Source organism: Allomuricauda sp. ANG21 (genome assembly GCF_040705235.1).
Classification (GTDB): Bacteria; Bacteroidota; Bacteroidia; order Flavobacteriales; family Flavobacteriaceae; genus Flagellimonas; species Flagellimonas marina.
On the sequence record NZ_JBFCVT010000001.1, the window covers coordinates 138012 to 159188 of the forward strand.

The following is a 21177-nucleotide window of genomic DNA, read 5'->3' on the forward strand; positions in this document are numbered from 1 at the left end:
GGCGATGGTTTAATGTAGGTCTCCCTTTACTTTACTTCCCGAGCCTCCGACCAAAATATCAAGGTCTGCTCCTTTTTCCGCTTGTTCCACATGGTTCAGATAGATTTTTACATAGCCACGATCGGTATGGGGTTCTGGCGGAGTCCAAACGGCCCTTCTTTTTTCCAGCTCCTCCGGTGAAACATCAAGGTGCAAGCGTCTATTTTCCACATCAAGCTCTATAAAATCCCCATTTTGAACCAGGGCAAGGTTCCCTCCTATCGCCGATTCGGGAGAGACATGCAAAACCACTGTTCCATAGGCCGTACCGCTCATTCTGCCATCGGAAATACGCACCATGTCCTTTACGCCTTGCATAATCAGCTTCTCAGGGAGGTCAACATTTCCAACTTCCGGCATACCGGGATAGCCTTTGGGCCCCACATTTTGAAGCACGATCACACTATCTGCATCAATATCCAAATCAGGGTCATCCACGCGGGCATGGTAATCGTCCATACTGGTAAACACCACGGCCTTACCCCGATGTTTCATGAGCTCTGGCGTGGCCGCTGACGGCTTTATCACAGCACCATTCTCGCATAAGTTTCCTTTTAAAACCGCGATACCTGCATCCTTTTGGAACGGGGTTTCATACTTGGAAATCACCTCCTGATTATAACAAATTGCCTTTTCACAATTCTCATGATGGGATTTCCCATTTGCAGTGACCGTTCTGTGGAGTTTGGATTTTAATTCTTTTAAAACTACAGGGAGTCCTCCCGCATAAAAATAATCTTCCATAAGGTGTTTTCCAGAAGGCATTAGGTTGACCAACAGCGGAATCTTACTTCCCAAATCATCAAAGTCCTCTAATTTCAAGGGAACTCCTATCCTGCCTGCAATGGCTATCAAATGGATAATGAGATTCGTGGAGCCACCCACGGCTGCATTGACCACGATTGCATTTTCAAAAGCTTCTCTGGTGAGCATTTTGGATAGGGTCAAATCTTCATTCACCATCTCCACTATCCGTCTTCCCGAAAGCTGGGCCATAACTTTTTTCCGTGCATCAACAGCTGGAATCGCGGATGCCCCTGGCAATGTGAGTCCCAACGCCTCCGCCATGGTGGCCATGGTCGAGGCTGTTCCCATGGTGTTGCAATGTCCTGCACTTCGGGCAGCACATATTTCAGCTTCTAAGAAATCCTCATCGGTGAATTTGTCCTTTTTTTGTTTTTCCTTGATCATCCAATTGAAGGATCCTGAGCCTATTTCCCCACCTCTAAACTTTCCATTCAGCATGGGTCCTCCGGGAACCACAATGGTAGGAAGGTCCACGCTGCAAGCCCCCATAATGGTAGATGGGGTGGTCTTGTCACAACCGGTCAACAAAACAATGCCATCCAAGGGGTTTGCCCGAATGGATTCCTCTACATCCATGCTGGCCAAATTCCTGAAGAGCATGGTGGTGGGTCTCATAATGGTCTCTCCCAAAGACATTACAGGGAATTCCAAAGGAAATCCCCCAGCTTCCAACACTCCCTTTTTTACAATCTCGGCGAATTCCCGCAAATGGCCATTGCACGGTGTCAATTCAGACCATGTATTGCAAATGCCAATCACAGGCCGCCCCCTGAACATATCATCGGGATAACCTTGATTGCGTAGCCAAGAACGGTGAACAAATCCCATCTTATCATTGCCCCCAAACCACTCTTTACTGCGCAGGTTTTTCTTGTTTGCTTTCATTAATTTCTATGATTGTTTAAATATACTCAATCGATTGCGATAAAAATACAAGGATTCATAGTCAAACAAAATTATTGCTAATCGTGATTTCCTCGGTTCCTCTTCCCGGCAAAATCGAGCTATACGTTTACGGGCTGATACGGATGTTTACCCCTAAAAACCTGCTATCTGCATATGGTTGCACCGAACATGCCCCCTATTTTGTATTTTCACCCAAAGTTAGCCAAGGCCAGAAATATGTTTCGAAAGCGGTCATATTGGCTTTAAACGAGGGCCAGAACATGATTGAAAGATTTTTTGGAACTAAATATAGAATCTATTATCACATACTTTTTTGGGTAGGCTACATCTTGTTCTATACCATTTTTTGGGGTAGCTACGAGGGAAGCAATTATTGGGATGAAACACTGCAATTATTGTTTCTACTACCATGGAAATTGATTCCCACCTACATTACCTTGTACTATTTGATGCCCAAGTACCTCTATCCCAAACGGACCTCAACCTATATTCTACTCTCCCTTATTTTGGCTATTTCAATGGCTTTGATTGACCGATACATGAACTGGAGGTTTTTATATCATTGGTTCAATCCTGAAGATGAACACTGGAAAGACCCGGTCTGGTACCTTCCCAAGGTAATCAATTCACTTTTGAGCGTATATACTCCAGTTTTTGTAGCAATGGCCATAAAACTACAACGGTTCTACTATAAAAAAGAGCAAATCAATAAGGAACTGGAAAAAGAAAAAATCGAATCTGAACTTAAATTTTTAAAGGCCCAGATACATCCCCATTTCCTTTTTAATACCTTGAACAGTATCTACTCTCTCTCCTTGGAAAAATCCGAAAAGACACCAGATGCCGTTTTGGGGCTTTCCAAGTTTTTGGACTATATGCTATATGATTGCAACGATCGTTTGATTTCAGTTCAAAAGGAATGGGAAGAACTTATGAACTTGGTTGCATTGGAACAATTGCGTTATGGAGACAAGCTCTCCATTTCAACCAGATTTGAAGATGATAGCAGCAATAGTTTTATCCCGCCATTGTTACTATTGCCTTTTGTTGAAAATGCCTTTAAACATGGGGCCGATACTTTGCTTGATGATTCCTTTATCGACATACATCTAAAATTGACCAAACAACAACTTCAATTGAAAGTGGAAAACAGTAAAGCTCCCACTGAACAAAACGAAAAGTTGGATGAGGATAAAAACATTGGTCTGAAGAATGTAAAACGTAGATTGGCACTTTTTTTCCCTGATAAACATCACTTGGAAATTCATCAGGAACCTGACCAATTTTCAGTAAAGTTGGAAATTGATCTTAGTGACGTAAATTCATAAGCTGGTTATGGACAAAACGATTACATGTATCATAGTGGACGACGAGCCTTTGGCTAGAAAAGTACTAACGAAATATGCCAGCCAAATGGACAATTTGGAGGTTGTAGCCGTATGTTCCAACGCTGTTGAAGCCTTTTGTCATTTACAAAAAGGGAATATTGACCTGGTTTTTTTAGATATTAAAATGCCGAAAATCAATGGTTTGGAACTCTTGGAATCTCTCAACCCCGTTCCTTTGGTAGTCTTCACTACGGCCTATCGCGAATTTGCCGTCAAAGCTTTTGAGCTAGACGCCATAGACTACCTTTTAAAGCCTATATCCTTAGGCCGATTTATGAAGACCATCGCCAAAGTGAACAAATTTTTGACAGGGAATCATGTAGTAGGGATGGTTGAGGGCCAACTTCAACCAAAGGATCCCATATCCAAATTAAACCCCGAACCCAGACTCCTTTATATCAAATCCCAACGGAAAACAGTAAAACTGGACTTATCTGAAATTTTATATTTGGAAAGTTTGAATGACAAGGTTACCATTCATACTTCTGATGGAGAGATCCAAACCACACAACGCATTGGATCTCTTGAGGAAAAATTACCCAAGACCAAGTTTTTGCGTATCCATAGGTCCTTTATTATCGCTTTGGATAAAATTACCGCCTTCAACACCATAATGACCGAAGTGAATGGCAAAGAACTCCCAATTGGTCGAAATTATAGATCGCATGTAATGACCATTTTGCAGGATAATCCCCTTTGACCTCACAAAAACGGTGTTAAGGATTCCTTAAATCAGCCTTCAAGGCCACTTCTGTAACCTAAATAACACCCGAACACACATTTTCGGCATTGGAGATTGCTCAAATGTTGTATGCACCTAATCTCCTGACATTTCCAAAGCCGCCTTGCGAATGTAAACTGAGGGATAGTTCTTTGATTATCATCAAAAAACGAACAGTGCATGAAATTACTATGGTCACTGACCTTACTCCTTTGGGTTATGGTAGGGTTTTCCCAAAACGGCACTGATACCAGAACACGGTATCAGTATCAAATCAAAAGAACATCAACACCCATCATTTTGGATGGGCTCGTTGAAGAAAGTGAATGGGAGGAACATGGAACGACCACTAACTTCATAAATCATTGGCCCATTGACGAAGGAGAGGCTCAATTTCAAACAGAGGTTCGATTAACTTATGACGACCAAAATCTATATGTGATGGCCAAATGCTACGATGAAGGAAAACGAATAGTACAGTCCTTGGTGCGCGACAATGATGAGGACTTTTGGGGAAGTGATAATTTCACAGTGGCTCTAGACCCGGTAAACACTAAACAGAGTGGCTTTATGTTTGGGGTAACCGCGGGTGGTGCTGAGATGGAGGGCACTCTAACCTTGGAAGGGGCACAAACCTACAGTTCGGAGAATTGGGATAATAAATGGGCCTCAAAAACGGTGCAATATGAAAATTACTGGGTAGTTGAGATTTCCATTCCCTTCAAGACCCTTAGATATAATGCCAATCAACGTCAATGGGGCATCAATTTTATTCGGGGGGACAAAAGAAACAATGTGTACAGCACGTGGACCCAATTTCCAGTAAATTTCAATGGAGTGGGCATGAACTACATGGGTTCTTTGGTTTGGGATCAAAGTCCAGAAAAAGCCAAAGGAACCTTTATTTTTAATCCCTATGTTACGTCTTCCTCTCTTCGGGATTATGAGAACAGTGAACAGAACGAGGCCCAATTGAACAGTGATCTGGGGGGTGAGGTAAAAGTGGCTTTAACCAGCAACTTGAATCTGGATTTAACCTTGTTTCCTGATTTTTCCAACGCAGATGTTGACCAGCAGGTAACGAACATTACTCGGTTTGATATCTTTTTACCTGAACAACGCAATTTCTTTCTAGAGAACAATGACATCTTTGCTAACTTCGGCACATATGATATTAGACCCTTCTTTTCCCGAAGAATAGGGCTCAATGATGGTGAAGTGATTCCCATTGACTTTGGAGGAAGGCTAACAGGAAACATTACACCCAACCTGCGCATTGGGGTTATGGATGTTCAAACCCGCCGTACAGAAGAATTCGCGGCCCAAAATTATGGTATGGTGGCCTTTCAGCAAAAAGTACTGAAACGATCCATTATCAAAGGAATGTTCATCAATCGGCAGGCCACCAGTACTACTACAGAAATGGAGTATTCCAAAAATCTAGGCTTGGAGTTCAGTTATGTTTCGGAAAGTGGTGCTCTCAACACAACTTTCATGTATCATAATTCCATCACTCCTGAAAATCTTGGAGAAACTCATTTTTATGGTTTCGAGGGGTCTTTCAATTCTAGAAGGTTTAAATCTGGATGGACCTACAATGTTGTGGGCGACAATTACATTACAGAACTGGGGGTAAACCCCCGATTGGAAAACTACAATGCCGAAACGGAAGAAACCATTCGAGTTGGCTATACCTTGGTTAATCCATGGGTACGATACCTCTTTTTTCCAGAGCGTGAGAACAGAAGGTTCAATTATCATGGTATCCGAACTTGGCACAATATGTATCTGAACAACGACGGCACATTAAATGAACGGCAAAACAACTTTGCCTATGATTTTGAATATCGAAACACTGCCAGAATGAACCTCATTGCCAGAAATCAAGAAGTAAATCTTTTGTTTCCCACGGAATTGATCGGAGATGAATTCACCCTGATCCCTGTGGGCAACTACAAATTCTCAAGGTTCGATGTTCAATACCGCTCTGATGAACGCAAAACTTTTGTTTGGAACACCCTTACCGGGTATGGCAGTTTTTATAATGGTACGCGCTTGGGCGCCATGATTCAAGGTTCGTTCCGGTTTCGCCCATGGGGCACCTTTGGGGTCACCTATGACTATAACGACATTCGCTTGGCGGATGGCTATGGAAATGCCAATCTGCATCTGGTTCGGTTCAATGGAAATATCAGTTTTTCCAACAAGCTGTTTTTAACAAATGTACTCCAGTACAATTCCAGAAATGATAATTTCAGTGCATTTTCCCGCTTGCAATGGCGCTACAGCCCAATGTCAGATATTTTTCTGATTTTTAACGAAAACCACGATACTACAGGTTTGGGAATCAAAAACAGGTCCATTGTTCTCAAAGTAACGTATTGGTTATGAAAGAAATCCTATAACCCACAGCAAAATCAGCATAGGCCGTATAAAAACTGTGAAATTTCGCAATCGATTGAAAAAAAGTAAACGCTGATTCGTTATTTCTCTAAACCAATCATAATGAAGTTGTTATATTTCTGATTTTTGAAGGGTATAGACGATTGCTTTCTCAATTAATTGGCTAACTTCCTAGACTTATTAGTCTAATCTGTTTATCTCCAAAGCCTAACAAATTTTAACCAATGCACATAATGAAACAAGCTGTATCCCTTTTATTAGTGGCCCTGTTCCTCATTGCATCATGCAAAAAACAAGAAGAAGAAAAGGTCCAGTACCTGGTAGATGAAACCGTAAAAACACGCGTCGATTCCACCCTGCAAAGTTTTGTTGATTTGGGCGATGTGGCCGGTGCCTCCGCCCTGATTTTTGAAAAAGGAGAGGAAGTCTATTACAATGCTTTTGGCTACGCTGATGTAAAAAACAAGAAGTCCATGAAGCGCAACACCCTAGTACAAATCTACTCAATGACCAAACCCATTACCGGTACTGCGTTGATGACTTTGTATGAAGAGGGCAAGTTTCAATTGGATGATCCTTTAGAGAAATACGCCCCTGAATTTGCCAACATGCAGGTCTACACAGGTTATGATTCCATTGCAGGTGAAATGATTCTGGAACCTGCCAAGCGACCCATTACCATTCGTGATATTACCAGGCACACCGCTGGTTTTTCAGGCCAAAAAAATCTTCCAGGGTTGGGTGAAGCCATAGCCGAAGCAGACGCTTTAAATAGGGAAAACACGCTAGCCGAAATGGCCAAAAAATTAAGCAGTGTACCTTTAGGGTACCATCCTGGGGAGCAATGGGAATATGGTATCTCCGTTGATGTACAGGCTTATTTGGTGGAACTTCTTTCAGGTCAGCCTTATGCAGCATATGTACAAGAGCATGTATTAGACCCTTTAAAAATGAATGATACGCGATACTTTGTTCCCGAATCGGACCGAGATAGAATGTCCTCCGCTTACAGGCATGATGGCGACTCCCTAATTCAGTTGCCCAACGAAGAGGCACATGCCTACAATTATACAAAATGGCCATTGACCCCAGGAGGTTGGGGATTTACCTCAACTTTGGATAATTATATGCGCTTTGCGCAAATGTTAGTCAATAAAGGTACTTTGGAAGGTGTCCAAGTCCTTGATTCAAGTACCGTAAAACTTATGGCCACCAACCATTTGGACGAAAGTATTGAAGAACGGTCTTGGTTGCCCAGCAAGGGACAGGTTGGGTTCGGTATTGACTTTGCCGTAAGACTGCGTCCACCAGCTTCCCCAGAAGAGAATAATGGGGTTGTGGGCGAATTCTTTTGGGATGGAGCTGCCAGCACACTTTTTTGGGTAGACCCTACCAATGAACTCACTGCTGTTCTCTTTGTTCAAGTGTTTCCGTATAACGGCACCTTGCACAAAAGGTTCAGGGATGCGGTTTACGGTCCCTTTTTACCAGAAGAAAGCACCTCTGAATAGCCCATAACCGTAGGGTAAAGTGCAACATTTCACTACCTTTGCAATGAATTAGTTGATTCTTACATGAGCAAAAAGATTATTGCACCTTCCCTACTGGCATCGGATTTTGCCAATTTACAGCGCGACATTGAAATGGTGAACCAAAGTGAGGCCGATTGGTTTCATCTGGATATCATGGATGGGATGTTTGTACCCAACATTTCCTTTGGAATGCCCGTGGTAAAGGCCATTGCCAAGCACGCCAAAAAAACCTTGGACACCCACCTGATGATCATGGATCCTGATCGGTACATCAAAACGTTTGCAGATTTAGGAGTACACAATCTAACAGTACATTACGAAACCTGTCCCCACTTGCACAGAACTCTTCAAGCCATAAAAACTGAGGGAATGAAGGCCGGAGTGGCCATGAATCCGCATACTTCCATACACGTGTTGGAAGACATCATACAAGAGGTTGACATCGTTAATTTGATGAGTGTAAACCCCGGTTTTGGAGGACAATCATTTATCGAGCACACATACAAAAAGGTGGCAGACCTCAAAAATCTCATCCTACGGAAAAATTCCAATGCCCTCATTGAAATTGATGGCGGGGTAAATGCGACCAATGTCAAAAAATTGGTGGATACCGGCGTGGACGTTTTGGTAGCGGGCAATTTTGTGTTTTCAAGTGAGAATCCAACCCAAACCATCAAAGATTTAAAAGAAGAGATTGCCTAATGCAAGATTTTGATGTTGTCATTATTGGAGGTGGACCCATTGGCATTGCCTGTGGACTGGAGGCAAAAAAGCAAGGGGTTTCCTATGTGATTATTGAAAAAGGACCCATTGTAAACTCCCTGTTCAATTATCCTATTAACATGCAGTTTTTCTCCTCTTCAGAAAAGTTGGAGATCGATGAAATTCCCTTTATCAGCAAAGAGGCCAAGCCCAAACGCAACGAGGCCTTGGAATACTATCGTAGAATTGTTACCTCTAATAATTTGAACATCCATCTCTTTGAAAAGGTTTTACAAGTTGAAAAAGGTGATCAATCCTTTACCGTAGAAACGGATAAAGACCAGTACAACGCCAAAAATATCATTGTGGCCACTGGATTTTACGATTTACCCAACAAAATCAATGTTCCAGGTGAGGACTTGCCCAAGGTTTCGCACTATTACAAAGACCCTCATTTTTATGCCAGCCAAAAATTGGCAGTTGTCGGCGCCAGTAATTCTGCCATTGATGCCGCTTTGGAGTGCTGGCGGAAAGGTGCGGAGGTGACGCTGATCATCCGTGGACCAGAAGTGGGTCAGCGGGTGAAATATTGGGTACGACCCGATATCATCAACCGGATTGAGGAAGGCAGCATCAAGGCCCATTACAATTCCACTGTAAAGGAAATCAAACCACATGAAATTATTCTGGACACTCCAGAGGGTGAACTGACTCTTGCCAATGATTTTGTGCTAGCACTAACAGGGTATAGACCCAACTTTGCATTTTTAGAAAAACTCGGCATTCAACTTTCAGCCGATGAAAAACGATTGCCCACCTATGACCCCGAAACCATGGAGACCAACGTCTCAGGACTGTTTTTAGCCGGAGTTATCTGCGGGGGAATGGAAACCCATAAATGGTTCATTGAAAATTCCCGAATCCACGCCACAATCATAATGAAGGCTATAAAGCAAAAGATGCAAATGGCGGAAAAGGATTCCTAAAACCACTTAATTTTTGTATTTTCAGGGGACACAGCACGTCACCATGAAAATGATCCAACACTTCCATTTAGCTTCCCAATATTTATCCACTGCCGGAAAAAGTTTTTTGGCTCATAAAGAGGATGACAGCCATACAAACATGAAGTTCTCTCCTGCGGAAAAAAGTTTGTTGACATGGCCCTTAGATGACACAGGAACGCAATTGGCACTGAATTATGACACTTTTAGTCTGGTATGGAAAACCACCACGCCACAATTCCTTTCCCTAAATGGAAAAACCCACGAAGAGGTAGTAACCTGGCTTAAAAAAATGGCCAAATCTTCTAAGTTTACTGCGCCGTATGAATACAACCTTCATTACAAGCTGCCCTACAGCATGGGAAATGAAGATACGTTTGAATTGATCAGCGAGGATGAAGCACAGGAACTTATCCGAATACGGACGTTGGCCCAAAACATACTGACCACTTTTTTGGAAACCGAAAATTTAAAATCGGATGTACGGGTATGGCCCCATCATTTTGACACGGGTGCTTTTGCCCATCTGCATGACGGTTCAGGAAAATCAATTGGGTTGGGATTGGCCATTCCTGATGATATGGTGGACGATTTCTATTTTTACATCAGTGGGTATCGTGGCAATACCGGCTTACGCACATGGGCATTTCCACCTTTAACATATGGAAAATGGCATAACAACGGATTTAAAGGAGGTGTTTTATCAGCATCAGAAATTACGGAAGAAATAGGGTTGCAGTTTTTTAGGGAGGCGTTGGGGGCTTATAGAATGTAAGTGCCAATAATTCAATCCTTTTATCAGTATATTTATTTTTCGAACAATTCTAAAAATAAATTATGAAGAATTTTTGCCTTACAATTTTGTTGGCTCTTGTTTTTAGTGTCTCATTTGCTCAAAAAGATTCCTTAGTAATCAATGAAGAAGTTCTCGACCCTATTCAAACAAGTGAAATTAGAGCTTATCAACTTCTCTATGAAAATTCGAATGAGATAAATAATAAAATCCTATCAACAATATATTGGTCTCTTGGAGGTATTTTCACTGTAGTACTTGCAATAATTGGCAGTACTATATTTTTCAATTTTAGATTCAATAAAAAAGAGATTGAAAATATAACCACCGATGCAATTAGACAAATTGATATTGCTAAAAATACCTTTTCAAATCAAATAGAAGAAAAGCTAAATAATTTTATAATCGAAACTCAAAAATCCCTAAATATTGAAGAACAAAACTTAACTAACACTTATAAAGAGTTACTTAAATCTTATAGCGACAACCTTGAATCTCAGATTAAGGCCAATAAGGAATTCTTTAGCGAAAAAATAATTCAAATTGAGAACAAAATAGAATTCAACCTGCAATCTACGGTTGAAAAAACTAATGAATTAAATAATAGTTTGATTAAACGTATTAAGGAAAAAGAAATTAAGTCATTGAATAATGAAGCCGAATTATGGAAATTAAGAGGGGTACCATCAAATGCATTGCGATGTCACATTAAGGAATGCTCGTTGGGATTTGATGTTGGATTCTTTTGGTTATTTGAAATGAGATTAGATAGAATATGTGCTGAGATTGATAAAATAGATGAGTTAGATAAATATTTAAAGGAAGAAATAGATGATTTTATGCTTAGAATACCCTCTTCTCTTAATGCAGAAAAAAGTGAACTCTCAAAAGCTTTGAAAAAGTTCAACTAAATAATTGCTTAAAAGTCCATTAGGGGCAAAGTAACTGATTTTCATTTAGAAAAAATATTTAAAGGAATCCCTTCTCTTTCGGATTTCTCGTCGCTCGTTCCTCTCTCTGTCGAAATGACAAAACCCAATTCAACCCAGTATGCTTTACCATCCAAAACTCCGCTCCAACGCTCTTTGACCGGTAATGTCATTCCGAACGAAGTATGAGGAGGAATCCCCTATTTAGATTTCTCGTCGCTCGTTCCTCACTCGGCCGAAATGACAAAATATTCAAATAACCCTGATTTGGGCCTCCAAAGCATGATGCTCCCGAAGCATGGCCCTTCCTCTTCTAAAACTTAAGTAGGAGTGCCCTTTTTTATGGTTGAGGATGCTCACTTCGTTCATAAGACCCCAGTGTTTGGTTATCTCACGCCATGCATGAAACAAGGAATGTTTTGGGTCATAAATATGGGTGGCCTCACCCCCAGCCCCATTGATTTCAATCACACAGAAATTTTTCCCGGCACATAATTCTTCAAAGGAGTTATAGAGGACATCCAAACGACCATAATGAAAATCCTTCATCTGGGAACAAATACCGTCTATCACTTTTTCCAAATCGGAATTCAGTTTATCAGTGATGTCCACAAACTTTGCCCCTCGGGTATGGCTTCCATATGGCACCAAAACAAATTCTTCCCCATCGCCAAGGACTTTGTTGAGTTGCTTGTCCCACTTTTCTTCTAGCGCTTTTAACTGTAAATGGCTGCGTGGATTTTTCTTGATCAATTCGACCAACGTACTTTTTCCATCTCCAACTACCGATAAAAATTCTTTGGAAACGATTCCGGTAATTTTACCTCTTTCAGCCACAGGTTTGCGCACGTAAAAGATGCCCACTTCCTTGGTAAAGGGAATAAGTTCCTGCACTAAAAAATGAGAAGGCGTACTTAGTTGGTACTTTTTGAATTCATCTTTAGTATGAATCTTTGTAACACCAAAGGCTTTTATACCAATATCCGGTTTGACTATGAACGGAAAATCAATCTTCGCCTCAACAATATGCTCCCAACCTTGTTCAGGAGTTTCTCCCTTGGCAATAAAAACAGTTTTGGGAATATACTGCTGTGGAATCATATTATAAATTTCCATTTTGGATATCATGGCCATTCCCCCATTTTTCATGGATGGATTTGCGGCATTAAAAAAGAAAAAGGAACGCGCCTTTATGGAATAGTAGAGCCACACGGGAAACAAAGGGTAATAGATGGCCCAAAACGGCCAGTATTCCCAATGGGTGAACTTGTGCCATTTTAATTTCCAAGTACTCATTTTATGGAAACTGAAAGTGAATCGTTGGCAGAAAAGGCACCTCATAAACCGCATCATTAAGCAAATCAATATGTCGCATCAGGGTTTCTCCCGGTTCAATAACAGCTTGGGTTACGCTAAAGGTCTTTAGGCCCGTTTTACGGTCAATGATGAAGCCGTTTTCAAAATCCTCATGGTTATTGGAATGAAAATCCACCACATCCCCAGCTTCAATTGAAGTTGTTTTTCTTAAAAATGTATCAAACAAGGATGCTCTTTTGTCAATAACAGCATCATCATACAAAGTCACTGAGGACCAAATATGGTCTTGCGTCTTATCCAAGGGCGTAAAATACTTTTGATTACCATCCCATCGAAACTCCAACAAACTTCCATTGAGCAATACCAGTGTAAAGGGCTCAATATTGTATAAATCCATCTGCTGAAGGGTCATTTCTGGATGTAATGAACCTATCACATCCAACAACACCAATCCCCTGCTACGTGCATAATTTTCCTTGGATTGATGCCTCACATAAGCACCATTCAGCAAAACCGAAACCACTCCATACTCATTGATGGCAAACCAAGTGCCACCTGCCTTGGGGTCTTTGGGAAACAATACTTTTACATCATTTATGATTTCCTCTTGAGGTTTATGTGCCAAAGGGCGGGAAATATGCTCATCTCTATTTGAGGTGATGAAACAGCGATCTTTATGGGAGATAAAACTTACTGTGCACATGTCTGTCGGTGTTGCATGGTGGACGGGGCCACACCAAATGATTCTGGAAGTTGAAGCGTGGTAAAATGTTCTATGCCCACCTTAATGAGGGCATGGTGGTGAATGGTATGCTCCAAATTATACATGACTTCACGGTAGTAATTGGAGTCCAAACAAGTTTCCAAATCACCCAGTTCATAGATGACCTTTAAAGGCTTGTTGGGTCGTTCCAATTGGGTTTGTATCGATTTCAACTGTTCAATGGCATACGAAAGTTCGTTCTCTATCCGATGATTCCGCTCCCTACGATCATAAGAGACGTCCGCACCGTCATACCCATGAATCAGACAGAGGTAAAGTTCAATGATATGGCGTGTGTGCTGGCCAATACTCGAATTGGATAACACTTCACATGACTTTGCGTAGCAATCCTCCGGAAGTTCCAAAAGAATCTGTTTAAACTGCTCAAGGGTATCTATGGAAGATTTGAACATGGTTATCAAGATGTTTTATAGTTTAGTCGCTTTTTAATCAATACGATCATAAGATAGAAAGAAAACACAAAACAGAGTCATTAAATCGGTAGACTCAAAATATTAAAATACATAGGGGATTGATGCATTTGATACACTATCAATTTTTGATTTTTTCCCAGTTTGTATCTGCTTTGGATTTTAATGTATTGGGAGATTTGTTAAGCCAAAGTTCCAATGTGTTGGTTTTTCCCTTGTTATAAAAAAGGTACAATTTACCATCCCTTATCTCATACGTTTCCGGGTTGATGCCCACCTTCTTACCCGAAACGGCAACGGCGTAGGCGCAATAGCCACCATATTGTGGAATGTATTTTGAAGGATTGGACCTAAACTTTTCTAGATGTTCCTTATTGGTGAATTTGTACTGGACACCATCATATTCTGTTGAAATTTCCTTTAGCCCCTCTACAGCACTTCCCTTAAAATAGGATACAACGTCATATCCGTGGGCGGCATATCCCTTTTTGGTGTTATAATCGATGGATTGTGCTTGAAGAAAAAGGCCTGTAATCAAAAATAGGCTCAATACGATTCGTTTCATGAACGGAAGGTTTGCAAATTTTAGTCCCCATGGGTGCAACTTCCTTTCAAGTAATGGTGAAAAATTTAAATTCTTCGGACAAAATCTTTAGAAATTCTAGAAGAATCCTTAAAATATCGAGATTATCCTATCTTTAAGGTGCACATATCAACCTAACTCATGAAAAACTTTTGGACACTTGCTCTTTTTCTTATCACACTGTGTATGGGATGTTCCCCAAAAGAGAAAAAAAACACTGTTTCTGAAAACGACATCCTTATTGCTGAATTTGAAACGGCGGCGTACGAAAAACTCTTGGACAAATGGTATCCTTTGGCCGTAGATACGGTTGACGGTGGCTTTTACAGCGAACTCACCTACGATTTTAAGGTCGGTGAAAATCAGAATAAAATGATTGTTACCCAAGCACGCCACGTGTGGACCAACGCCGTAGCGGCAAAATACAATCCCGAACGAAAGGAGGAATACCTCTCCAATGCCGAGTATGGATTCCAATTTTTACGAGATCACATGTGGGATAAGACCAATGGCGGTTTCCATACATTAGTCACTAAGGAAGGTGAGCCCTTGGAAGGCAACAAAACAGCCTATGGAAACTCCTTCGCGATTTATGGATTGGCTGCCTATTATGACGTTTCCAAAAATAAAGAAGCTTTAGATCTTGCGAAAAAAACCTTCAATTGGTTGGAAAAAGGCAGTCATGATAGCATAAACAAGGGATACTATCAAACCCTTTCTATGGATGGCACCCCAGTTGAACGTACAGCGGAAACACCCACAAGCTCCAATATCGGTTACAAAGATTACAACAGTTCCATCCACTTGTTGGAAGCCTTGACCACGCTTTATGAGGTGTGGCCCGATCCCATTGTAGAAGAACGTGTCAAAGAAATGTTGACATTAATCAGGGATACATTTACTACTGAAAAAGGCTATATGCTCCTTTATTTTGAGGGGGATTGGACCCCTGTATCGTTCAAAGATGCCCCAAGGGATACCATATCGGCCCATTATTATCAGGATCATGTAACCTTTGGACACGATGTGGAAACCGCTTTTTTAATGCTGGAAGCTTCCGAAGTTCTTGGTGATTGGCAGTTTGATGAAACCTTGTCTAAAGGAAAAAAAATGGTGAACCACTCACTAAAAAACGGCTGGGACAATGAACTCGGTGGATTTTATGATGGTGGTTATTATTTTAAGGGAGAGGATTCCATAACCATTGTAAATCACCATAAAAATTGGTGGACCCAAGCAGAAGGTCTGAACAGTTTACTATTAATGGATTCCTATTTCCCAAATGACACCATGAACTATCGAGCCCATTTTGACAAACTTTGGGAGTATACCAATACATATCTCATAGATCAGGAGCATGGCGGTTGGTACGCTTGGGGACTGGACACCCGACCAGAAACCAAAAATGACCCCAAAGGTCATATTTGGAAAAGTGCCTATCATAACTACCGTGCGTTGGCCCATTGTATTATGATTTTGGAGAAGGGTCATGAAGGTGAATAGTTCCTTTATTTCTCAACTTTAATGAAGTTTCAAATATTAATTGTAATATTGCAATAAAATAATAATTATGGGATTGGCCAAGACTGAAATATTTACCGAAAACCAGAATGAGCTCGCGCTCATCGGTAAAGTATTTGCCCATCCTGCGAGGGTTGCAATCTTGCAGCATCTTTTTAAGGTTCAGTCTTGTGTCTGCGGGGATTTGGTTGGTGAAATTGGACTTGCACAACCCACTGTTTCACAACACCTTAAAGAATTAAGAAATATGGGACTTATAAAGGGTGATGTTGAGGGCACCAGCGTCTGTTACTGCGTAAATGTGGAAAATTGGAACAAAATGAAAGAAAAGTTTAAGAGTTTTTTAGATCAAGAAATTTCACTGGACGAAGACTGCTGTTAGTATTTTTTTGAACATATTAATCGTTTTATTGCGATAATATAATATATAACAAATCAAAAAGTAAAACATGAAAAATAAAGTAATCTGCACATTGGCAATTCTACTCTTGAGCCTACCTATTAAAGTCGATGCTCAAAAACTAAGGGGAAAGATTGAAAAATCAATAGAGAACCTACAAGAGAAATCCTCCCTAATTTCTAAAAACCAAGCATTGCTGTTGGGCCAGTTAGCTTCTAGAATGGTTGCAAATATGGATAAAGGTGATTTTACCGTGGTTTTTGTTGATCAAACAAATGGTGAAACAAGTCAGCTCGCCAAGGTATGGCTTACCACCAGTCTTATTCATTTTGACCTCAGTGACAACTTCAACATTGAATCTGCAGGACTAGCAAGCTCAGACCAACCCATTAATCTATCAGAATTGGAGAATCTTGGCTTTAAGGTTAAAAACGATAAAGACAATCGAGGAAAATCCATTAATGTTAAATATGGTAGTGGATATTGGCACATGAAACGAAAGAATATTGAATCCCTAGCATTGGATAAGGACACTAGTATAAAAGTATATGTTGAAAATGGATTGACTGAAAAAAATGCCGAAATCCTTTTTGAGAACAACGAAGCCATTGCACGCGAAATGCTTTATGTGGCTTCTCAAATAAACGCAATGGTCCAAGCTAAAAGGAACAGCCATTAAAATCCTTTTAAACACTGTAGTTGCATCCAAACCCTAATCAAGCACAATTGCCATCATTAATAAAATAGAAAATGACACAAACACAAACCGGTATTTACCCGGAAATCTATGAAAATATCAAAAGTTTTGATACTTCACATATTTCTGGGGCGCGTAGGATAAACTTAGACCCGTTGGTTGAATTCATCCAATCCAAAGTAAATGGCAAAGAAGATATACGCCTCAATTTTATCTGCACCCATAATTCACGTAGAAGCCACCTGTCACAAATATGGGCACAGACCTTGGCTCAATTCTTTACTATAAAAAATGTGTATTGCTATTCTGGGGGAACCGAGGCCACTGCTTTATTTCCGATGGTAGTCAATACCTTAGAAAAACAAGGGTTTCATATTCAAAAGCTCTCCGAAGGCCACAATCCTGTTTATTCCATAAAATACGGAGACAATGAACACCCTATTGTTGGATTCTCCAAAAAAATGGATGATGCCTTCAACCCCAACTCCAATTTTGCCGCCATTATGACCTGTGATTCTGCAAATGAGGCCTGCCCTTTTGTCCCTGGTGCAGAAAAACGCATTCCTATAACTTTTGAAGACCCAAAAGCATTTGACGACACACCATACCAAGCTGAACAATATCATGAGCGAAGTGTACAAATTGCAACAGAACTTTGTTATGTTTTTTCAAAAATCAAGTTATAAACTATGGCTGTAAAAAAATTAAGTTTTTTAGACAGGAACTTAACTTTATGGATATTCATCGCCATGGCGATTGGGGTGGGCATTGGATATTATTTACCCTCGTTTCCGCACGTAATCAACTCATTAAATCAGGGCACAACCAATATCCCTATTGCAATAGGGCTAATTTTGATGATGTATCCGCCATTGGCTAAAGTGAACTATAGCTTATTGCCAAAAGTGTTCAAGAACACCAAGATTTTAACCATTTCCTTGGTGCTCAACTGGATTATAGGACCCGTTCTGATGTTTATTTTAGCCATTATCTTTTTAAGGGATTATCCAGAGTATATGGTAGGGTTGATCTTGATAGGGTTGGCTCGCTGTATTGCCATGGTCTTGGTCTGGAATGATCTTGCCGAAGGAAGTTCTGAGTATGGTGCGGGTCTAGTTGCCCTAAATAGCGTATTTCAAGTGTTTGCCTATAGTTTCTATGCGTGGATATTTATTACGGTTTTACCCCCCTATTTTGGTTTTGAAGGTGCCATTGTGGACATTTCAATTGCCACAATTGCTGAAAGTGTGGCCATTTATCTTGGGATTCCATTTGTACTGGGAATTTTAACCCGATGGATTCTTGTTGGAATGAAGGGAGAAGAATGGTACACGCAAAAATTTATCCCCTCCATTTCCCCAATTACCTTAGTTGCACTTTTATTTACCATCATTGTCATGTTTTCACTTAAGGGAGAACTCATTGTGGAAATCCCAATGGATGCATTGGTAATTGCTGTACCCTTATTGATATATTTCACCCTAATGTTCATTATAGGATTCTTTTTCAGCAAAGCAATGGGTGCTGAATATGACAAAACAGCATCTGTGGCCTTCACCGCAGCAGGAAACAATTTTGAATTGGCCATTGCTGTGGCCATTGCCGTGTTTGGGTTAAATTCCGGGCAAGCCTTTGCTGGTGTAATAGGACCGTTGGTAGAAGTTCCAGCTCTTATTCTGCTGGTTCGGGTGTCTTTTTGGTTGCGAAATAAATACTACAGTCCACAAACCGCATAGCTTAAATTGCCAAAATCAAAAAATAGAAATAAAAAAGCCCCGCAAAATTTTTGCGGGGCTTTTTTTGTAGTGACCCAGGGAGATATCAAATGATTCAAATTCTTATATGTAATACACTGAAAATCAAATATAAAAACCACTTAAAATGATATTTTTATGATATTTTGTTGTGTTTGTATCGGTTTACATAGGCAATTCGTTGTGCAATGGTTGTGCAGATTATATTATACGCAATTAATGAATACTGATAGTTTAAATAAGATTGTACTATATTTTCTATTTAGAAATAATTCGTTAAATAATAATTCTCAATTTTGAATTGTTTTTTTCAATTAATGTAGAATACAATTCATTGAACTTTTCTCTAGAAATGCCTAATTCTGCATAAAATGATTCTCCATCAAATAACTCTTTTACTATTTGTATCATGTTTGCAAGTACTTTTGGTTTAGAAATCTCAAAATCATTTGGCTCATTCTTTCTATAAGGTGCAAGTCTAGTTACCCACCTACGATATTGATCTTTACTCATCACAGTTTCCTTTGCCTTGTATAGAATAGCCCCGATAGAAATTTTCCAATAGGCCTTAAGCTGAAATAAATGTTCCAATGTTAAGTTTGAGAATTCGTCCATTAACATAGATTTAGGAGCTAAAAATTCTGAAGCGAATTGATTTGCTTCCTTCTCGATATCCCGATCTTTTGAAATAAATACGTCATTATGATTATGGGCGATAAGGTGTAAAAGCTCATGAGCTATTGTGAATAATTTACGTGCATTCTGAATTTTATTGTTTATCAATATTACCGGAGTTCCTTTAACATAGAAGCTAACTCCATCGAAATTCTTGTTTTGACTCGATATGAATTCATAATCAAAAAAATAGATAATGACACCGAATTTTTCTAACAAATTCACCAAGTCTTTTATCGGCCCTCTACCGAGCCCCATATAACTTCTTATTTCATTAGCTAAATATTCTGAGTCCAATTCATAATCTTCCAAATCCAATTTTGGAATCTTGTTTTCTGGTACTTCAACAAAATCTAGCAATTTGACTATATGGTTAGAGATTAACATCAACCTGGCTTCAAAAAGATCAGTGTATTTTTTTGCAATTGTAGCACTTGCTCTATAATGAACTTTTAAGTTCGGGTTACTCATGCTCTGAGAAAAAAAGCCATCTCCAAATACAGACTCCAATTTCCTGACTAAGCTGTCATCGAGAGGTTTCAGTCCTTTTTCTAAATTACTAAGCGTCGCTTGAGAGACTTCAAGTTGCTCAGAAAATGCCTTTTGGCTAAATCCCATATAGTCACGAGCTAATTTTAATGTTTCACTATTGTAAAAACTCATATAAAAAAGGATTAATGTTCTTATGAAACAGAGGTTGTCCGCATAACGTTTATTTACTACGTGGTTTCTTAATGTTTATGTCAGGTCTTAACCTGACCAAATTATTATCAGACTCATCGGTGTCTGACTTACTGGCATTAACACTGAATAAATTTGGACTAAACAAAATAGATAAGCTCTGAAGAACTTTGATTTTCATGTCCTCGTAATTAACAAGACGGACATCAACCAATCTATTAGCTTTATCCAAAATATGTCCAATGTAATAAATTGGCAAGGGCTTAGATATTCCCATTCTGCTCAAATTATCAAGCATACTCTTGGAATAATGAACCGCATTGCCAGAAAGTGCATCACGAAATCGCTTTGAATAAAATCCTGAAACTCGATTTCTATAATCCATTTTCTTGAAACAAAGCAACATCTTTCCATCCAACAAGTAATAATCCACTCCATGGGATTTAAGATGCTTTACCTTTGTCCTTAAAGAGCTCTTTATAAAAGCCTCTTGAAAAAGCTTCTTAATCTGAGCATTCATCCACACTGCTTTTGCAGTTCTATAGTCATATTGCGCAGGATCTCTATGAAATTCTCTTCGAGAATTATCTATCCCACTTTTTACTGATTCATACGCGAGTTTTAATAGCTCAACGCATGTTTCTTCGTCAATGCCTTGCATTTTCGAAGAAATTAAACTACTTTTGTTCATTGAAAAATATAAACACACAATAGTCTTCGTCTATTTGGACAACCACTATTTCAAAGAACTTTAAGAAGCACCTTTTTCCCGAAGGTGCTTTTTTAGTTAACAGCAAATATAATCATTTTCTTCTACTTGCGCAAATTGATTAAATTTTATTAGTATTTAATCAAAATCTGAACAGAAAGCCTTGTGGAAATTCTAACAATCCCAACAATTTTTTAAATACAGAGATTCGGTTAATTCTTACCAAGATTCAAACTTATCTTATGTAATAGATTGATTGGTAATATGTTGTGAAATTTTAATACCGGATTTGCACAACCATTGCACAACAAGTCCTTGTTGTACTTTGAGTTGTAATATTGAAATATTTAATTGTAATTATCTGATATACAGTACAATGACGTCACTAAACAAATTCAAAGTTGTTGTGCAATGGTTGTGCA

The 21177-nt window shown here is 39.7% G+C and carries 20 protein-coding genes; 13 read left to right on the forward strand and 7 right to left on the reverse strand.

What is annotated here, in order from left to right:
• Positions 1-9: 9 nt before the first annotated feature.
• Positions 10-1731, reverse strand: a complete 1722-nt coding sequence (locus AB1A65_RS00715; RefSeq protein WP_366584612.1) for an IlvD/Edd family dehydratase — start codon at positions 1729-1731, stop codon at positions 10-12.
• Positions 1732-2012: 281 nt separating this feature from the next.
• Here AB1A65_RS00715 and AB1A65_RS00720 point away from each other — a divergent pair, with 281 nt between their 5' ends.
• The 8 genes from AB1A65_RS00720 to AB1A65_RS00755 all read left to right on the forward strand — a co-directional run bounded on the left by AB1A65_RS00720 (position 2013) and on the right by AB1A65_RS00755 (position 11206).
• Entirely contained in the window at positions 2013-3080 is a 1068-nt protein-coding gene (locus AB1A65_RS00720) for a histidine kinase (protein WP_366584614.1), read from the forward strand.
• A 7-nt stretch (positions 3081-3087) separates the two neighbouring features.
• A complete protein-coding gene (locus AB1A65_RS00725; RefSeq protein WP_366584616.1) occupies positions 3088-3840 on the forward strand; it encodes a LytTR family DNA-binding domain-containing protein in 753 nt (250 codons plus the stop codon).
• A gap of 201 nt (positions 3841-4041) precedes the next feature.
• Positions 4042-6252 carry a DUF5916 domain-containing protein gene (locus tag AB1A65_RS00730; protein ID WP_366584618.1) on the forward strand — a complete coding sequence of 737 codons (2211 nt, stop codon included), beginning with the start codon at positions 4042-4044 and terminating at the stop codon, positions 6250-6252.
• Between the two features lie 245 nt (positions 6253-6497).
• The gene (locus tag AB1A65_RS00735) at positions 6498-7775 is read left to right on the forward strand and encodes a serine hydrolase domain-containing protein (RefSeq protein ID WP_366584620.1); all 1278 of its coding nucleotides are present in this window, start codon (positions 6498-6500) and stop codon (positions 7773-7775) included.
• 63 nt (positions 7776-7838) lie between these two features.
• Positions 7839-8498, forward strand: coding sequence for a ribulose-phosphate 3-epimerase (gene rpe / locus AB1A65_RS00740; RefSeq protein ID WP_366584622.1), 660 nt, complete (start codon positions 7839-7841; stop codon positions 8496-8498).
• On the forward strand, positions 8498-9484 hold the full coding sequence (locus tag AB1A65_RS00745; protein ID WP_366584624.1) for a YpdA family putative bacillithiol disulfide reductase: 987 nt from the start codon (positions 8498-8500) through the stop codon (positions 9482-9484). The genes rpe and AB1A65_RS00745 overlap by 1 nt, the downstream gene beginning before the upstream one ends.
• A gap of 43 nt (positions 9485-9527) precedes the next feature.
• Entirely contained in the window at positions 9528-10277 is a 750-nt protein-coding gene (locus tag AB1A65_RS00750) for a hypothetical protein (protein ID WP_366584626.1), read from the forward strand.
• A 62-nt stretch (positions 10278-10339) separates the two neighbouring features.
• Complete coding sequence (locus AB1A65_RS00755) at positions 10340-11206, forward strand: hypothetical protein (RefSeq protein ID WP_366584628.1); 867 nt, start codon at positions 10340-10342, stop codon at positions 11204-11206.
• Between the two features lie 270 nt (positions 11207-11476).
• On the opposite strand, the gene AB1A65_RS00760 is transcribed toward AB1A65_RS00755, so the two are convergent.
• The 4 genes from AB1A65_RS00760 to AB1A65_RS00775 all read right to left on the reverse strand — a co-directional run bounded on the left by AB1A65_RS00760 (position 11477) and on the right by AB1A65_RS00775 (position 14300).
• Positions 11477-12520 carry a D-alanine--D-alanine ligase gene (locus tag AB1A65_RS00760; protein ID WP_366584630.1) on the reverse strand — a complete coding sequence of 348 codons (1044 nt, stop codon included), beginning with the start codon at positions 12518-12520 and terminating at the stop codon, positions 11477-11479.
• 1 nt (position 12521) lies between these two features.
• A complete protein-coding gene (locus tag AB1A65_RS00765; RefSeq protein WP_366584632.1) occupies positions 12522-13244 on the reverse strand; it encodes an NRDE family protein in 723 nt (240 codons plus the stop codon).
• A complete protein-coding gene (locus AB1A65_RS00770) occupies positions 13232-13717 on the reverse strand; it encodes a DinB family protein (protein ID WP_366584634.1) in 486 nt (161 codons plus the stop codon). Before AB1A65_RS00770 ends, AB1A65_RS00765 begins: the two co-directional genes overlap by 13 nt.
• Positions 13718-13856: 139 nt before the next feature.
• Positions 13857-14300, reverse strand: coding sequence for a YHS domain-containing (seleno)protein (locus AB1A65_RS00775; protein ID WP_366584636.1), 444 nt, complete (start codon positions 14298-14300; stop codon positions 13857-13859).
• A gap of 204 nt (positions 14301-14504) precedes the next feature.
• Here AB1A65_RS00775 and AB1A65_RS00780 point away from each other — a divergent pair, with 204 nt between their 5' ends.
• The 5 genes from AB1A65_RS00780 to arsB all read left to right on the forward strand — a co-directional run bounded on the left by AB1A65_RS00780 (position 14505) and on the right by arsB (position 18672).
• Positions 14505-15821, forward strand: coding sequence for an AGE family epimerase/isomerase (locus AB1A65_RS00780; RefSeq protein ID WP_366584638.1), 1317 nt, complete (start codon positions 14505-14507; stop codon positions 15819-15821).
• Positions 15822-15888: 67 nt separating this feature from the next.
• Positions 15889-16221 (forward strand): metalloregulator ArsR/SmtB family transcription factor, encoded by a 333-nt coding sequence (locus tag AB1A65_RS00785; RefSeq protein WP_366584640.1) that lies wholly within the window; start codon positions 15889-15891, stop codon positions 16219-16221.
• Positions 16222-16288: 67 nt separating this feature from the next.
• Positions 16289-16918, forward strand: a complete 630-nt coding sequence (locus AB1A65_RS00790) for a hypothetical protein (protein ID WP_366584642.1) — start codon at positions 16289-16291, stop codon at positions 16916-16918.
• Between the two features lie 71 nt (positions 16919-16989).
• The gene (locus AB1A65_RS00795) at positions 16990-17622 is read left to right on the forward strand and encodes a protein-tyrosine-phosphatase (RefSeq protein ID WP_366584644.1); all 633 of its coding nucleotides are present in this window, start codon (positions 16990-16992) and stop codon (positions 17620-17622) included.
• A gap of 3 nt (positions 17623-17625) precedes the next feature.
• Positions 17626-18672, forward strand: a complete 1047-nt coding sequence (gene arsB, locus AB1A65_RS00800; RefSeq protein WP_366584646.1) for an ACR3 family arsenite efflux transporter — start codon at positions 17626-17628, stop codon at positions 18670-18672.
• 294 nt (positions 18673-18966) lie between these two features.
• Here arsB and AB1A65_RS00805 read toward each other — a convergent pair whose 3' ends face one another.
• Entirely contained in the window at positions 18967-20028 is a 1062-nt protein-coding gene (locus tag AB1A65_RS00805; RefSeq protein WP_366584649.1) for an XRE family transcriptional regulator, read from the reverse strand.
• Positions 20029-20077: 49 nt separating this feature from the next.
• Positions 20078-20737, reverse strand: a complete 660-nt coding sequence (locus tag AB1A65_RS00810) for a hypothetical protein (RefSeq protein WP_366584651.1) — start codon at positions 20735-20737, stop codon at positions 20078-20080.
• Between the last annotated feature and the right edge of the window lie 440 nt (positions 20738-21177).

Excerpts from the sequence above, each read along its gene's own strand:
- AB1A65_RS00795 (WP_366584644.1), top strand. The coding sequence starts at position 16,990 with ATGACACAAACACAAACCGGTATTTACCCGGAAATCTATGAAAATATC.
- AB1A65_RS00715 (WP_366584612.1), bottom strand. The coding sequence starts at position 1,731 with ATGAAAGCAAACAAGAAAAACCTGCGCAGTAAAGAGTGGTTTGGGGGC.
- AB1A65_RS00725 (WP_366584616.1), top strand. The coding sequence starts at position 3,088 with ATGGACAAAACGATTACATGTATCATAGTGGACGACGAGCCTTTGGCT.
- arsB (WP_366584646.1), top strand. The coding sequence starts at position 17,626 with ATGGCTGTAAAAAAATTAAGTTTTTTAGACAGGAACTTAACTTTATGG.
- AB1A65_RS00755 (WP_366584628.1), top strand. The coding sequence starts at position 10,340 with ATGAAGAATTTTTGCCTTACAATTTTGTTGGCTCTTGTTTTTAGTGTC.
- AB1A65_RS00785 (WP_366584640.1), top strand. The coding sequence starts at position 15,889 with ATGGGATTGGCCAAGACTGAAATATTTACCGAAAACCAGAATGAGCTC.
- rpe (WP_366584622.1), top strand. The coding sequence starts at position 7,839 with ATGAGCAAAAAGATTATTGCACCTTCCCTACTGGCATCGGATTTTGCC.
- AB1A65_RS00770 (WP_366584634.1), bottom strand. The coding sequence starts at position 13,717 with ATGTTCAAATCTTCCATAGATACCCTTGAGCAGTTTAAACAGATTCTT.
- AB1A65_RS00790 (WP_366584642.1), top strand. The coding sequence starts at position 16,289 with ATGAAAAATAAAGTAATCTGCACATTGGCAATTCTACTCTTGAGCCTA.
- AB1A65_RS00745 (WP_366584624.1), top strand. The coding sequence starts at position 8,498 with ATGCAAGATTTTGATGTTGTCATTATTGGAGGTGGACCCATTGGCATT.
- AB1A65_RS00780 (WP_366584638.1), top strand. The coding sequence starts at position 14,505 with ATGGGATGTTCCCCAAAAGAGAAAAAAAACACTGTTTCTGAAAACGAC.
- AB1A65_RS00735 (WP_366584620.1), top strand. The coding sequence starts at position 6,498 with ATGAAACAAGCTGTATCCCTTTTATTAGTGGCCCTGTTCCTCATTGCA.
- AB1A65_RS00730 (WP_366584618.1), top strand. The coding sequence starts at position 4,042 with ATGAAATTACTATGGTCACTGACCTTACTCCTTTGGGTTATGGTAGGG.
- AB1A65_RS00775 (WP_366584636.1), bottom strand. The coding sequence starts at position 14,300 with ATGAAACGAATCGTATTGAGCCTATTTTTGATTACAGGCCTTTTTCTT.
- AB1A65_RS00750 (WP_366584626.1), top strand. The coding sequence starts at position 9,528 with ATGAAAATGATCCAACACTTCCATTTAGCTTCCCAATATTTATCCACT.
- AB1A65_RS00805 (WP_366584649.1), bottom strand. The coding sequence starts at position 20,028 with ATGAGTTTTTACAATAGTGAAACATTAAAATTAGCTCGTGACTATATG.
- AB1A65_RS00760 (WP_366584630.1), bottom strand. The coding sequence starts at position 12,520 with ATGAGTACTTGGAAATTAAAATGGCACAAGTTCACCCATTGGGAATAC.
- AB1A65_RS00810 (WP_366584651.1), bottom strand. The coding sequence starts at position 20,737 with ATGAACAAAAGTAGTTTAATTTCTTCGAAAATGCAAGGCATTGACGAA.
- AB1A65_RS00765 (WP_366584632.1), bottom strand. The coding sequence starts at position 13,244 with ATGTGCACAGTAAGTTTTATCTCCCATAAAGATCGCTGTTTCATCACC.
- AB1A65_RS00720 (WP_366584614.1), top strand. The coding sequence starts at position 2,013 with ATGATTGAAAGATTTTTTGGAACTAAATATAGAATCTATTATCACATA.